At 60.0% G+C, this 14,408-nt stretch carries 13 protein-coding genes; 6 read left to right on the plus strand and 7 right to left on the minus strand.

Translation table 11 applies throughout. The features are described 5' to 3' along the window. The first annotated feature begins 312 nt into the window (after positions 1–312). From BUE38_RS05360 to sstT, 3 genes are all read left to right on the plus strand, one after another. Complete coding sequence (locus BUE38_RS05360) at positions 313–561, plus strand: type II toxin-antitoxin system ParD family antitoxin (RefSeq protein ID WP_073434000.1); 249 nt, start codon at positions 313–315, stop codon at positions 559–561. After that, positions 558–845, plus strand: a complete 288-nt coding sequence (locus BUE38_RS05365; protein WP_073434001.1) for a type II toxin-antitoxin system RelE/ParE family toxin — start codon at positions 558–560, stop codon at positions 843–845. The genes BUE38_RS05360 and BUE38_RS05365 overlap by 4 nt, the downstream gene beginning before the upstream one ends. A 368-nt stretch (positions 846–1,213) precedes the next feature. Beyond that, positions 1,214–2,455, plus strand: a complete 1,242-nt coding sequence (gene sstT / locus BUE38_RS05370) for a serine/threonine transporter SstT (RefSeq protein ID WP_073434002.1) — start codon at positions 1,214–1,216, stop codon at positions 2,453–2,455. Between the two features lie 226 nt (positions 2,456–2,681). Here the strand turns inward: sstT and htpG are convergent, their stop codons facing one another. The 3 genes from htpG to BUE38_RS05390 form a co-directional block, all read right to left on the minus strand. Then, on the minus strand, positions 2,682–4,586 hold the full coding sequence (htpG, locus tag BUE38_RS05375; protein WP_073434003.1) for a molecular chaperone HtpG: 1,905 nt from the start codon (positions 4,584–4,586) through the stop codon (positions 2,682–2,684). Between the two features lie 159 nt (positions 4,587–4,745). Beyond that, positions 4,746–5,768 carry a PaaI family thioesterase gene (locus tag BUE38_RS23220; RefSeq protein ID WP_234986780.1) on the minus strand — a complete coding sequence of 341 codons (1,023 nt, stop codon included), beginning with the start codon at positions 5,766–5,768 and terminating at the stop codon, positions 4,746–4,748. Between the two features lie 123 nt (positions 5,769–5,891). Then, positions 5,892–6,239 carry a YkvA family protein gene (locus BUE38_RS05390; protein ID WP_073434004.1) on the minus strand — a complete coding sequence of 116 codons (348 nt, stop codon included), beginning with the start codon at positions 6,237–6,239 and terminating at the stop codon, positions 5,892–5,894. Between the two features lie 292 nt (positions 6,240–6,531). Here BUE38_RS05390 and BUE38_RS05395 point away from each other — a divergent pair, with 292 nt between their 5' ends. Beyond that, a complete protein-coding gene (locus tag BUE38_RS05395; protein ID WP_073434005.1) occupies positions 6,532–8,508 on the plus strand; it encodes a transglycosylase SLT domain-containing protein in 1,977 nt (658 codons plus the stop codon). Between the two features lie 495 nt (positions 8,509–9,003). Here the strand turns inward: BUE38_RS05395 and BUE38_RS05400 are convergent, their stop codons facing one another. Next, a complete protein-coding gene (locus BUE38_RS05400) occupies positions 9,004–9,657 on the minus strand; it encodes a LysE family translocator (RefSeq protein ID WP_174788049.1) in 654 nt (217 codons plus the stop codon). Further along, positions 9,657–10,085 (minus strand): NINE protein, encoded by a 429-nt coding sequence (locus tag BUE38_RS05405; RefSeq protein WP_073434007.1) that lies wholly within the window; start codon positions 10,083–10,085, stop codon positions 9,657–9,659. The genes BUE38_RS05400 and BUE38_RS05405 overlap by 1 nt, the downstream gene beginning before the upstream one ends. Before the next feature lie 344 nt (positions 10,086–10,429). Here BUE38_RS05405 and BUE38_RS05410 point away from each other — a divergent pair, with 344 nt between their 5' ends. Then, on the plus strand, positions 10,430–10,636 hold the full coding sequence (locus BUE38_RS05410; RefSeq protein ID WP_073434008.1) for a cold-shock protein: 207 nt from the start codon (positions 10,430–10,432) through the stop codon (positions 10,634–10,636). A 207-nt stretch (positions 10,637–10,843) separates the two neighbouring features. Here BUE38_RS05410 and BUE38_RS05415 read toward each other — a convergent pair whose 3' ends face one another. Together BUE38_RS05415 and yegS are read right to left on the minus strand one after the other, a co-directional pair. Beyond that, entirely contained in the window at positions 10,844–11,584 is a 741-nt protein-coding gene (locus BUE38_RS05415; protein WP_073434009.1) for a hypothetical protein, read from the minus strand. 85 nt (positions 11,585–11,669) lie between these two features. Beyond that, complete coding sequence (yegS, locus tag BUE38_RS05420; RefSeq protein ID WP_073434010.1) at positions 11,670–12,599, minus strand: lipid kinase YegS; 930 nt, start codon at positions 12,597–12,599, stop codon at positions 11,670–11,672. Positions 12,600–12,774: 175 nt separating this feature from the next. Between yegS and BUE38_RS05425 the strand changes: the two genes are divergently transcribed. Continuing rightward, positions 12,775–14,394, plus strand: a complete 1,620-nt coding sequence (locus tag BUE38_RS05425; RefSeq protein ID WP_073434011.1) for a cation:proton antiporter family protein — start codon at positions 12,775–12,777, stop codon at positions 14,392–14,394. Positions 14,395–14,408: the final 14 nt, after the last annotated feature.

A 14,408-nucleotide genomic window follows, 5' to 3' on the forward strand; every position in this document is an offset into this window, starting at 1 on the left:
GTTGGGTTAATGGCGGCACAGGAGCGTGCCGCCGTCGGCCATCAGGCCGACGCGAGACCGCACCACACCAACAGATCCGCGCATCTGCGCCAGTGTCGTGCGGGCGAAAATCAAATCGATCAGGATGAGCTATTTGATTGCCATGTTAATAGCTCAGCAATTACTGCTATTCCTCAGGCTCGGAGCCAAGTGCCCCACTGTGCGGTGACTTCCTGTCCGCCCTGTTCGTATAGCAGACACCACGCTCCCGAACACTGGCACTGTAATACTTATTGGTATACGCTCATCAAACCAGCGGCAGGAGGCGTCATCATGGCTCGGAATACATCCGTAACGATTGGAGATCACTTCACCAACTTCGTCAGCGAGCAGGTGCAGACAGGCCGTTATGGCTCTGCCAGCGATGTGGTTCGAGCTGGACTGCGCCTGCTGGAAGAGCACGAGACCAGAGTCAAGGCGTTGGAAGCTGCCTTGGTCGAAGGCGAGCAATCCGGGGAGCCACAGCCCTTCGATTTCGAGGCATTCAAGGCCCGAAAACGGGCGGAGTACAAGGCTGGATGAAAGCCCTTGTATTCTCGCCTGCGGCGCGGGCTGACATTGACAGTATCTGGGACTACAGCACCGAGAATTGGGGGCCAGATCAGGCTGACCGCTATACCGACGAAATCCGCGATGCCTGCCTTGCTCTGGCTTCGGGCCAGAAACGGGGCAATACAGCCGACGTGCGTCCCGGGTATCTGAAGTGCCGCACCGGCTCGCATGTGATTTTCTTCCGGGATCGGGACGATCATCTGCAAATCATTCGAGTCCTCCACGAAAGACAGGACGTAGGCCGGCACCTGTGACAGGCGAGTACGAGCTTCGAGCTTCGAGCAGTATAGTGCCGCACCCTGGATCACAAACACGAGCCGGGGTTCGGGGTTCGGGGTTCGGGGTTCGGGGTTCGGGGTTCGGGGTTCGGCTCGAGCGTAGCGTTCTCGTGGCTCGTGGCTCGTGGCTCGTGGCTGATCTACTCTACCACCGACCTTCCAGCCACCTGATTCATCTATCTTTCAGCCATTCGGCATGGAATATCACTCGCTTTCTGCGACTTAAGTCGCCCCCACCTTCCTGCATCGGAATGTTAGAATGCGCCGCTTCGCGGTTACCCCCGCGTGTGCATGGCCATGAAAGGGCGTGATCCGCCCCCACTTCACACTCCGAGAACACCAAGATGACAGCCCCATTGCTTGCTCCACTGCGCGCTATCCTGCGCCTGGGCCTGATACCGCAGATCGCCATCGGCATTGTGTGCGGTGTACTGCTGGTCCTCGTCTCACCTCAGACGGCCGAGTCCGTCGCCCTGTTGGGTCAGATCTTCATTTCCGCACTCAAGGCCGTGGCACCGATACTGGTTTTCGTACTGGTCATGGCAGCCATCGCCAACCACCGCAAGGGCCAGCCCACCCACATTCGCTCAGTGCTGGTGCTTTACCTGATCGGTACGCTGGTCGCAGCCCTGGTGGCGGTCACCGCCAGCTTCCTGTTCCCGACCACGCTGATCATCGACATGCCCCAGGCCAGCGGCAATCCTCCCGGCAACGTGCTCGAGATCCTGCGTGACCTGCTGCTCAGCGTGGTTGCCAACCCCGTCAGTGCGCTGACGGAGGCCAATTTCGTGGCCATTCTCGCCTGGGCGGTTGGTCTGGGCATTGCACTACGTGGCGCCAATGCCACCACCCTGAACGCCCTCAATGACCTATCCAGTGCAGTGTCGAATATCGTCCGCCTGGTGATTCGTTTTGCGCCCCTGGGCATCTTCGGCCTGGTCGCGGGGACCCTGGCGACTTCCGGCATGGGCGCACTGCTGGACTATGGCCGCCTGCTGGCCATCATTCTCGGCTGCATGCTGTTTGTGGCGCTGGTCACCAACCCAGTGATTGTCTACCTGATGATCCACCGCAACCCTTACCCGCTGGTGTTCACCTGTCTGCGCGGCAGTGCCATCACGGCCTTCTTCACTCGCAGCAGCGCGGCCAACATTCCGATCAACCTCGAGCTGTGCAAGCGACTCAAACTGCACGCCGATACCTATTCGATCTCGATTCCGCTCGGCGCTACCATCAATATGGCCGGTGCCGCCATCACCATCACCGTGATCACCCTGGCGGCAACTCATACCCTCGGTATCAGCGTCGACTTTCCCACTGCTCTGCTGCTGTGCATTGTCTCAGCACTGGCGGCTTGTGGTGTGTCCGGTGTCGCCGGCGGTTCACTGCTGCTGATCCCCATGGCCGCCAGCCTGTTCGGCATCTCGGCAGATGTGGCCATGCAGGTCGTGGCGATCGGCTTCGTCATCAGCGTGCTGCAGGACTCCACCGAGACGGCGCTGAACTCCTCGACGGATGTACTGTTCACCGCCGCCGCCTGTCAGGCCCGCGAACGTGACCAGGCAGTCAGCCAACCGGCCGACTGACACGCTGGATGCCCATGAAAAAAGGCCGATACCCTGAGGTATCGGCCTTTTTGCTTGATTCAAGGGCAACATTGCGCAATGTCGCTCTGAAGAAGTCAATGCTCCCGGCCTCTTCTGTCCTGAAGGGGCTCAACCATCCATGGTTTCACCGGGAGCGTGGTATCACCATATCAGCCAATGGAGGTATCTATATTGACCCAAGTCAATCAGCCTTGGCTCATATCTATCAGGCACTGAGCAGAGCGTTGAGACGCTTGACGTAAGCGGCCGGATCATCGAGATGACCACCTTCAGCGATGATCGCCTGATCGAGCAGGATACGCGACAGATCATTGAAGCCGTCACCTTCGGTGCCCTCCAGGCGACTGACCAGCGCATGTTCCGGGTTGAGCTCGAGGATCGGCTTGACCTCGGGAACGTTCTGCCCGGCAGCCTCCATGATGCGTCGCATCTGGAAGCCCATTTCATGCTCCGGCAGCACCACACAGGCCGGGGAGTCGGTCAGACGATGGGTCACCCTGACCTCCTGCACTTCCTCACCGAGGGCATCCTTGACGCGCTTGACCAGATCTTCCTTGGCTTTGGCGGTCTCTTCCTGCGCCTTCTTCTCGTCCTCGTTCTCGACATCACCCAGGTCGAGGTCGCCTTTGGCAACATCCACCAGTTTGTGGCCGTCGAACTCGGTTAGATGGCTCATCAGCCACTCATCGATGCGGTCATGGAGCAACACCACCTCGATGCCCTTCTTGCGGAAGATCTCGAGGTGCGGGCTGTTGCGTGCAGCATTGAAGCCATCGGCGACGATGTAGTAGATGCGATCCTGACCTTCCGGCATGCGCGACACATAATCAGCCAGTGACTGATCCTGAGTCGCACTGTCGTTATGCGTGGTGGAGAAACGCAGCAACTCGGCGATCTTTTCACGGTTGGCGAAGTCTTCCGCCGGACCTTCCTTGAGTACTGAGCCGAAAGTGTTCCAGAAGCCCTGATAGGCTTCCTTGTCCTTGGCCAGCTTCTTGAGCATATCCAGAGCACGCTTGGTCAGCGCCGATTTGATCCGGTCGACCTGGGGGTCCTGCTGCAGCAGCTCGCGAGACACGTTGAGCGACAGATCACGGGTATCGAGCACCCCCTTGATGAAGCGCAGATACAGCGGCAGGAACTGCTCGGCATCGTCCATGATGAAGACGCGCTGCACATACAGCTTGACGCCACGCGCACCATCGCGCTCGTAGAGGTCAAAAGGTGCACGCCCCGGTACATACAGCAGGCTAGTGTACTCGAGCTTGCCCTCGACCTTGTTGTGGCTCCAGCTCAGCGGGTCGGAGAAGTCATGGGCGATGTGCTTGTAGAAGGCCTTGTACTCATCGTCGGATACCTCACTCTTGGGGCGCACCCAGAGTGCGGTTGCCTCGTTGACGTTCTCCCAGGTGGTAACCTCGGATCCCTCGACCTCATTGCCATCATCATCCCGCGCCGTCTCGGTGCGAGGCATCTTCACCGGCACTTCGATATGGTCGGAATACTTGCGTACCAGGCTCTGGAGGCGGAAGTCGTCAGCGAACTCTGCGGCATCCTCCTTGAGGTGCAGAATGATCTCGGTGCCATGCTGCTCGCGCTCGACATCGGCCACGGTAAACTCGCCTTCGCCGCGTGAGCGCCATTCAACACCGGCCGCGGCCTCATCACCCGCCTTGCGGGTCCGCACCGTGATCTCGTCGGCAACGATGAAGCCCGAGTAGAAGCCCACCCCGAACTGACCGATCAGGCGCGCATCCTTCTGCTGCTCACCGGAGAGCTGCTTGAGGAATTCGGCGGTGCCACTGCGAGCGATGGTACCGAGGTTGGTCACCACATCCTCACGATTCATGCCGATGCCGTTGTCACGAATGGTGACCGTACCAGCATCGTTGTCGTGCTCAATCTCGATACGCAGCTCGCTGTCGCCTTCATACAGGCTGTCATTGTCCAGCGCCGCGTAGCGCAGCTTGTCACAGGCATCCGCAGCATTGGAGATCAGTTCGCGCAGGAAGATCTCACGGTTGGAATACAGCGAATGAATCATCAGATTGAGGAGCTGTTTGACCTCAGTCTGGAAACCCAGTGTTTCTTCGTGGGTAGCGGTGGTCATGGTTGGTCGAACCCCTTTCGACATGTCTGGCCAGGATCCACGGCAGATGCCGCTCGTTGAACAACGCCCATCATTGGGCGCTACTGCGATATGCTCAGGGATATGGGGCCTGGCTGTGGCATTTCAAGCCACGTGACGAGAGAAATGGGTCAGCGGATGTTACAAATCACCGAGCAGGAAGTTGACGCGCGCACTGGCCACCGGTAACCGATCGTCGTCCTGCCACGCCTTGACCCTGACGTGGGCCATACGTCGCCCTTCCCGCTCGATCCAGCACTGCGCATGGGTCGGCTTGACCTCGGCGCTGCGCAGGTAGTCCAGCGTGACATCGACAAGGCGCGGCAGGCGCGGCTCCCGCCCGGCCTGCAGGGCACTCAATGCTGCCGCCGTTTCCATGAAGGCGGCTACCACACCACCATGCAGGGCAGGCAGCATGAAGTTGCCGATATTGCGTCGACGAGGCTCAAGCACAAACTGCCCCGGCTCCTCGCTACCCGCCGCCCGAACGCCAATGTATTGAGCATAGGGAATCCACTCAAGCCAGGCGCTGATATCACCACTCTCGCGCCCCCGGTTCAGAGAGTCCAGCACCCGGAATTCGAGCGGCAACTCCGGCACGAGCTTCCTCTCTTGCGAAGCGGGCACCGCGGAGGGAGAGACGGCAGCGGCAGTTGCCGTCTCATCCGAAGCACCGTCTTCCAGACCTTCGAACAATGCCATGGCAAAGTCCGGCGGTGTATTGCGCTCCCCAAGGCGCATGAAATGGCCCGTCGCACGCGCGATGACGACACCAGGCTGTTGCCAGACTTCGGCTTCGGTGAAGACCAGCGACTGGGTGACTTCCACCGCACGGGCACGTACCCACAGCCCCTGTCCGGCCGTTGCCGGGCGGCGATGGCTGACATGAAGGTCGAGCGTCGGACAGATTTCCGGTGTCGGCAATGCCGGCAACAGTGCCGCACCGGATGCGGTATCCAGCAACATGCTCAGTACACCGCTGTGTACCAGCTCACGCTGAATATCACCGCAAAGATTCGACTGCCAGGGCTGATGGAATGTCACACCATCATCATCGACTTCGACGACCTGCAGGTCGAGACGCTGAGTATGAGGGATTACCTCGACCACACGCTGCAATGCGCGCCGCCACAACGGGAAGGAGGGAGTAGGTGCAGGAGGCATTCTTGGATTCCGTGGTGGATGAGCAGGACATTCAAACGTACGTCTGAATATGGCCTGTCACCGCTCCCCACGCAATACGACCAGAGGCGAAAGGCGCCTCTCGCCCAACAGGATAGCTCCAGGTCAGATATCGTGCGTATCAGAGTCCGAGGGTTCTTCAGGCTCACCACGCCAGGCACGGTAGTCGACCAGACTACGGTCAACCCGGGTCAGCAGCCAACTGACGATAACCACGTCATCGACGATACCAATCAGCATCAGGAAATCCGGCACCAGGTCGAGGGGGGACACCAGATAGGCAAAGGCCGCGACCATCCATCCGATCGCCGCCCAGGGTACCGGCCGATAGCGCCCACTCACCACATCCCGCAGCATCGGGACGAACAGTTTCAGCGCTCGCAGGATCTGCTTGAACGCACGTGAACGCTGCGAGAACCGTCCGATGATGGGTAGATAGTCGCGAATTGCCATGAAGTCTCTCCTGCTGATACGGCTCACTGGCCCAGGTCCAGCGGCCTTCTGTCAGTATCGCAGTAATGGGGCCAACTGGCCTGGCATTCAAGCGCTGTGACCAGCACCAGCTATGCTGTTTCAGTACTCGCTGGGTACACATCTGCCACGGACAGCAGCGATTATTCGTTACCTGGGGACTGTTCAACCACACCGCGCCAGGCGACCATGGACCTCGATCATGAGGTCGATACAGGCAGGATGCCTGCCATGGCAGGAAGACCGCACGGAATTGTCGTCGAGGAGGGAACATATGCCGCTTGCGTTGCTACGTCGTTTTACCCCGTTACGCCGCCTGTCACCTTTGGTGGCCATCGCGGCCATGAGCCTGCCACTACTGACCAGCGCCACTGCGCAAGCCAGTGACAGTACCTTGAGTGCAGCCCTTGATGCCGCGCGGCGTGGTGATGCGCAAAGCGTCAGTGAGTCGGCATACCGAGGTCATGAACTGAGCGGCTATGTCGAATACTACCTGTTGCGTGAACGGCTGCCCCATGCCACGCCTCAGCAAGTGCTCGACTACATCGCCGCCAATGCCGACGCGCCCATGGGCGACTGGATGCGTGAACAGGCTATCCTGCGGTACGGCAGGGCCGGACGCTACGACAACGTGCTGGCCGTAGCCAACGGTGTTCCGGAAAGCACCGAGGAACAGTGCCACTACTACACCGCCTTGATGTCCAGCGACCCGGCTACCGCCGCCGAAGGTGGGCGACGCCTGTGGCGAGTCGGCAGTTCACAGCCGGATGCCTGCAACTCGCTGTTCGCCACCTTGCGCAACAACGGCCAGATCGGCGACCTCGAAACCTGGCAACGCATGATGCTGGCCTGGGAGAATGGCGAGGATGGACTGGTCAGTTACCTCGGCCGCCAGATGAGTCCTGCCTGGTCCAGCGCCGTCGCTGCTCAGCAGCGCGTGGCCGTCACTCCCAGTGCTCTGACCAGTGTCGGCAACTGTATCGGCCCCGACTGCGCCGGCAACGAGAACTTCTACACCGCGGCCCTGCTGTCTACGGCACGCTCCTCCAGCGCTGCGGCACTCAGTGCCTGGCAGCAGCTCTCCCGCTCGCAGCCTTTTTCGATGGATGCGACACGCACCATCGAACACGACATCATCTACTGGGGACTACGCCGCGATCAGCGCCAGATGTTGTCATGGATCGATACCGCCCTGCCCCGCCAGACCGACCCGGAAGTCTATGAACTACGCGCGCGCCTGGCGATTCGTGACGCAGACTGGGCCGCAGTGGAGCGCACTGTAGGCATCATGCCGGCCGAAACCCAGGGCAAGGCTCGCTGGCAGTACTGGCTGGCAAGAGCCCTGGAGATTCGCGGGCAATCCTCGACAGCTCAGACCGCCTTCGCCCGTGCGGCCGGTCAACGCGACTTCTTCGGCTTTGTCGCTGCTGATCGTCTTGGCCAACCCTACAATCTGAACATGGAGACCCGTACCTTCAGCGACTCCGAGCGGGCACAAGTCGCCAGCTGGCCAACCGTGCGTCGCACCGAAGCCCTCCTGCGCATCGGTCAGGATGGTCTGGCCTATCTGGAGTGGATCAATGCCGTAAAGGACGCCACACCTGACGACGCTCGTCGCCTGGCAGACTACGCTCGCCATCGTGGCTGGTACATGCTGCTGGTGCAGACCACCATTGCCGCTGACGACATGCTCAATGCCCTGGAGTGGCGCTTCCCGGAGGCCTACCGTGCGGACTTCATGCAGTGGGGCCAGGCCAACGACGTCGACCCCTACCTGCTGATGGGGATCGCCCGGCGCGAGAGTGCCTTCAATCCCAGAGCCCAGTCACCAGCCGGTGCCCGAGGTCTGATGCAGTTGATGCCCGGCACCGCCACCCAAGTGGGCCGCCAGGTCGGCATCGGTGACCCTGGCCCCTATGGTGTGCTTGAGCCAGAGACCAATATCCGCCTCGGTAGTCGCTATATCCGCGACATGATCAACCGTTACGGCGGCAATCGCATCGCTGCTGCTGCAGCCTACAACGCCGGGCCTCAGCGGGTTGACCAATGGCTGGCCCGGGCCCCCGGCGACTTCGACCTGTTTGTCGAACACATCCCCTTCAAGGAAACACGCCGCTATGTGCGCGCGGTGCTCGAGTATCGAGTGGTATTCGAAAGCCTCGCCAACGGCGGCTCCACTCAGGGCGTCAGTGTCCTGACTCCTGCGGAAAGGGATCGTCGCTACGATACAGGGCTGATGGCCAGGCGCTGATGGTCTGACTTTGACTCCCGGCAACGACAAGGGCCTCGACGGAAACGTCGAGGCCCTTTCTTTTGGTTCGCCACACTTTGCCGTGAAATGGTCCGGTCGACTCCTCTGCCACTCTGGCGGCTCCCTATTTCGCCTGATGGCGACACCCTTTTCTTTGCGTGAAAGAAAAGGATGCAAAAGAAACACGCCCCGGAAAGCCGGTCTGACGACTCCATTGCGCGACCCACACGGATGTGGGAAGTGCGATTGTTCGTTGGGAACGAACATAGCCGCCGACACGTGGTCCCGGGCGCAGCGATGTCACATCCCTGTGCCGACGCTGCGGCTCGGCATCCCTGCCGAGCCCCTGAAGGGCCCGAATCGAAACCACGTGCCGGTGCTCATCGGCTTTCCATGGGGTAGGCCCGGATCAGCGCCTGGAGCCACGAGGCAGTCTTCAGCTTTTCCGTCTGACACCGTTTGTCCACACGCGGGACGGCAGGTCAGCTCTTCAGTTCAGCTCGGGGCTCTGGCCAGCGCCAGCTTGATGCCGAAGGCCACCAGTACACCGCCGGTGATGCCATTGAGCCAGCGCGAAAAACCAGGCCTTGCCAGCAGAGACCCGGCACTGCCGACCATCACCGCAACGCCGATCTGCCAGATATTGGCAATCACGAAATGGACGCCAGCCAGCCACAATGACTTGAGCAGGACAGGGTCGGTCGGGGCGATGAACTGTGGCAGGAATGCCATGTAGAACACCACCGTCTTGGGATTGAGTACGTTGGACAACAGGCCCTCACGTACCGGTCGCCAGATACCCGTGCGTTGAAACTCACCGGAAGCAACCTCGGCCACCGGCAATCCCCGGGAATAACGCACCTGATTCAGGCTCTGGATGCCCAGCCATATCAGGTAACCGGCGCCAATCAGCTTGAGTGCCGAAAAGGCCCACGCCGACTGCAACAGAATCAGCGACACGCCCAATGCCGATACCGTGGCATGCACGAACAGCCCCATGCAGATGGCCAGACTGGTCAGAGCCCCGTCACGCAGACCACCTCGAGCGGTGTTGCGAATGACCAGCAGTGTGTCCACCCCGGGTGTAATACTCAGCAGAGTGATGGCCACCACAAAGGGCAGAAACTGGGCATCGACCAGCGTCTCCATCAGCGAGACACGCCGCCCAGCTCTTCGCTGTGCTTCAAGGAGATCTGATCATTGAGCGTCCAGAAATCATACAGGATGCCGATCAGGAACAGTCCGCCGGTAAACAGGTAGATCAAGCCGGTCAACCACTTGCCCATATAGAAGCGATGCACACCGAAGATGCCCAGAAAGGTCAGCAGCAACCAGGCGGCGGTGTAGTTGATCGAGCCACCGCGAAAGCGCATATCGGCCTCGCGATCCATACCCGGGATCAGAAACAGGTCAATGATCCAACCGATGAAGAACAGTCCCAGGGTCAGAAACCAGATGGTTCCGGTCACTGGCTTACCGTAATAGAAACGGTGCGCGCCAAGAAAGCCGAACAGCCACAGCAGGTATCCCACTACCTTGGAGTGAGTATTTTCTGAATGTACTACCGATGTCGTCATCGTAAATCCCGATCAGGTCAAATCCTGGTTCGATACAGCCCCGCTGAGCTCTGGACGCTGCACCCCATTCGATCTACAGTAATCTGGCGAGCCGAGGCATGCCATTCGTCACAATAGCTTCTACAGACTGTGGCCGGGCATGTTCTCGAATCGCAGCGTTGGACAGCAAGCAGAAATGTCGTAAGTGGTAGTTCGATTTGTCGATCACTCGATTCTTTCGAAACACGCAATACGTCTTCTTTCTTGCCTTGCCCACGCATCAAGGTTCGGACCATGCCATGGTGGAAAAGATCCCCGGCTGGCTGGACCCGCACCATCTTCATAGCGAGTTAAGGAAATAGACAATGGCAACTGGCACTGTCAAGTGGTTCAATGACACCAAGGGCTTCGGCTTCATCTCTCCCGACGACGGCGGTGATGATCTGTTCGCCCACTTCTCCGAAATTCAGGCTGAAGGCTTCAAGTCCCTGCAGGACGGCCAGAAGGTGAGCTTCGACGTCACTCAGGGCAAGAAAGGCCTTCAGGCTTCCAACATCAAGGTTACCGACTGAACCTGGTGACTGACCAGGCCAGGACGAGCGCGCCGAAGTAACGACTCCGTCAAGCTCGGAGTCTGCGCAAGCGACACCGTCCTGCGCAGTCAAAGGCCCACCAACAAGGTGGGCCTTCTTGTGCTGGAATGAGCGGAGGCCGGAACGCGGGGATAGTAGCACCCAGTTACCGCCTGCTCCAGAGTCACGATTGCCGCAGATCATACTCTACTGCGAACTGTCACCATCGTTCTCCGAGTCCACACTGGCGTCGACTTCCGCCTCCACGTCCGCCGGCACCGCATCGGGCACCTGACGCTCGGCTTCCTCGAACTGGCGGTCGATCTCACGACTGGCCTCTTCGAAACGACGCTCGGTTTCCTCGATGATCGCATCGACTTCTCTGGTCGTCGGATCTCTGCTCAGCTCGTCTTCAATCGAACTCTCGGTGGAGACATCATCGCTGGGCATATTTTCCGCGGAAGTCGCAGGTTCTGAAGGAGCCAGCTCCGGGTCATCGACTCCCTCGAACTGCTGATCCAGCTCACGACTGGCTTCCTCGAAGCGTCGTTCGGTCTCCTCAATGATCGCATCGACTTCGCTGGAACTGGTCTCATTGGGCAACGCAGTCTCATCGTCCAGCGTCGCCTCGGCGTCTGCACCCAGGCTGCTTTCTGTAGAGCCTTCAGCTTGACCAGAGCCTTCAGCTTGATTGGAGCCCTCAGCTGCACCAGATGCAGGAACCTCTTCCTCCGCGCTCTCACTACCGACCTCAGTGCCGACGTTCGACTCCGCCGCACCATCAACCTCATCACTCGCTACATCACCGTTTGCCGCCGATGACTCAGCGGCGGTCGGCTCGGCACTCGATGCCGACTCGCCCTCTCCTGCCGACTCATCACTGTCGCAGGCAGTCAGGGCCAGCAGCAGCATCGCCGCCAACACGGCCTTGCCGGGTCTCATTGCCATCAGCGTCTCTCCATGAAATAAGCCTGTATTGCACCAAAGCCACACCCGAGGCGCAAGCGCCGCCTATCACGCAGCCCCGCCGGACCTACTCACCCAGTGGCGCGGCAAGGCGACAACGGTCGGGCATCACCAGGCGCAGCGCCAATGGGGTCACCTCCGCCTCGAAACAGCGCTGGTAGCAGGATTCACCATCCAGGGTCAGTGGCAGCCAGGCATCACCATCGGCCTCGAACCGCAGCCAGGCGGAGCGGAAGGCATCAACGTGCAGGCCGTGATAAGGGCGGGTCCGCAGTTCCTGCATCATGGCTCGCAGCTGACGCAGCGACTTGAAGTCACGGACCAGCATGACATCGAAAAGGCCATCATCCAGTCGCGCTGCCGGTGTCAGCTGCTGACCGCCACCAGCCTGAACGCCATTGCCGATGGCCAGCAGGAATATCTCGGTATGGCTTTCTCCGCCATCCCAGGCCAGGCGCCCCGGATAAAGCTTGTAACGCCATGCCTTGAGTGCACCCACAACAGAGTAGGCACCACCGCCCATCAGCCGCTTGAGCCCCTTGGGTGTCGAGGTAGTGATCTCGGCACCGAAGCCTCCAGTGGCCATATTGATGAAATAGTGGTCGTTCATCCGCGGGATATCGACCCAGCGGCTAGGCAACCGGCACGCAGCATCCAACGCCGCAGCCTGCCCCACCGGCAGGCCCAGCGATCGCGCAAGGTCATTGGCACTACCGAGCGGCATGATCGCCAGTTCCGGGCGCATGTCACGAGGCAACTGCATGAGTCCATTGACCACCTCGTGTACCGTGCCGTCGCCACCGCCGGCGATGACCCGGCGGACACCATCTCGCCCCGCCTGAGCCGCCTGACGCTGGGCATCGCCCTTCTCCCACGTCACCCTCACATCGACATCCATGCCTCCACGGCGACAGGCGTAGATCGCACTGCGGACCTCGGGGGAATTCGCCGCCTTGCCATTGAGAATCAGTCGATTGGTGCCTGACGGCTGGGTCATCCTGACGCTTCCCTGGTTATTCTTGAACGCTATTCATGGGAGTTCATCGATTCCTGGGCGTCCCTGGCGAGGAAATTTCCGGTTGATGAGTGTGCCGGGCAAGATCGTCCCAATCCCGTAACAATACCGTTACACTTGGCCGTTGCAATTACCTTTCCGACTATACAGGTGATCGATGGATCCAGTTTTCATCCTTGCGGCATTTCTTTCCGGCGTCGCAGCGCTACTGTTGAGACTACCACCACTGGTCGGGTTTCTCGTCGCAGGTTTTGTACTCAACGCGCAGGGTTACGAAAAGCCGCCGCTGCTGGACACCATCGCCCACCTCGGCGTGACACTGATGCTGTTTTCCATCGGTCTCAAACTCAACGTTCGCACCCTGCTGCGACCCGACATATGGGGTGGTGCCACCCTGAGCATGGGCTTGACGACCGTCGCCATCATGGCCCTGCTGGTCGGTGTCAGGGCCGCCCTGTGGATGATACCCGGACTCGGCGCCAGCGACCTGCTGTCGTCTCTCGATTTTCCCACATTACTGTTGCTGGGCTTTACCCTTTCCTTCTCGAGTACCGTATTTGTGGTCAAGGTACTCGAAAAGCGCAGTGAGACACAGACAGCCTATGGTCGATTGTCGATCGGCATTCTGATCATGCAGGATCTGTTTGCGGTGGTGTTCCTGACCTTCTCCGAAGGAGAGCCCCCTGGTCTGCTGGCTCTCGGGCTACTGGCACTGATTCCGCTGGCCCCCTGGCTGGCCCGACTGCTCGACCGGATGGGGCACGGCGAGATGCAGATGCTATGCGGCATGGTGATGGCCCTGGTACTCGGCTACGGACTCTTCGAGGCTGTGGACATCAAGGGAGACCTTGGCGCCCTGATTGTCGGAATGCTGCTGGCACCACATGCCGCCGCCCAATCCCTGGCGCGTTCGCTGTTCAACATCAAGGAACTGCTGCTGGTCGGCTTCTTCCTGACCATCGGCTTCAGTGCTCTCCCTACCTGGACGCTGCTCAGCGCCGCCTTGTTGCTGCTGTTGCTGTTACCTCTCAAGGCCTTGATCTACCAGCTGGTACTGATGCGCTTCGGTATTCGCCATCGTACCTCGATACTGGCGACACTGAGCCTGAGCAACTACTCGGAGTTCGGCCTGATCGTCGGTGCCATCGCCGTGTCGCACCACTGGTTGTCGCCAGAGTGGATGGTGGTTATATCGCTGGCGCTGGCCCTCAGTCTCGTCGTGTCGGCCCTGCTAAATACCGTGAGTGAGCAGATCTACCAACGGGCCGAGCCTCATCTACCGAAGATCGACATCGTGGATCTGTCGCCCAGCGACCGGCCACTGGAGGTCGGCGACGCCGAAGCGGTGGTACTGGGAATGGGGCGTATCGGCCGCAGCGTCTATCGCCGCCTGACCAAGGAGTACGGCCTGAAGGTACTGGGTATCGACTCCAATCCACGCAGTGTGGTCACCCTCCGAGAGGCTGGTTTCAATATTCTCGAAGGTGATGCCGTTGACTCGGATTTCTGGGACAAGATGCTGATGTCCTCCGAGGTTCAGTTGGTGGTGCTGGCCATGCCTCACCACGCCGGTAACCTCTTTGCGCTCAAGCAGCTGCGCAGCCGCCAGTTCCCGGGCAAGATCACCGCGGTCGTCGAGTACCCCGAGGAAATCGAACCGATTCGGGAGCTGGGTGCTCATGCCGTCTACCACGTCTATGATGAGGCTGGACGCGCTCTGGCTGACAGCGCCGCAGAAGAGGCAGGATTGACCTCGCGTAGCGAGCAGTTGGGCTAGACAGCGAGCAGTTG

Origin of the sequence: Halomonas cupida (genome assembly GCF_900142755.1) — a bacterium.
GTDB classification, from domain to species: Bacteria; Pseudomonadota; Gammaproteobacteria; order Pseudomonadales; family Halomonadaceae; genus Halomonas; species Halomonas cupida.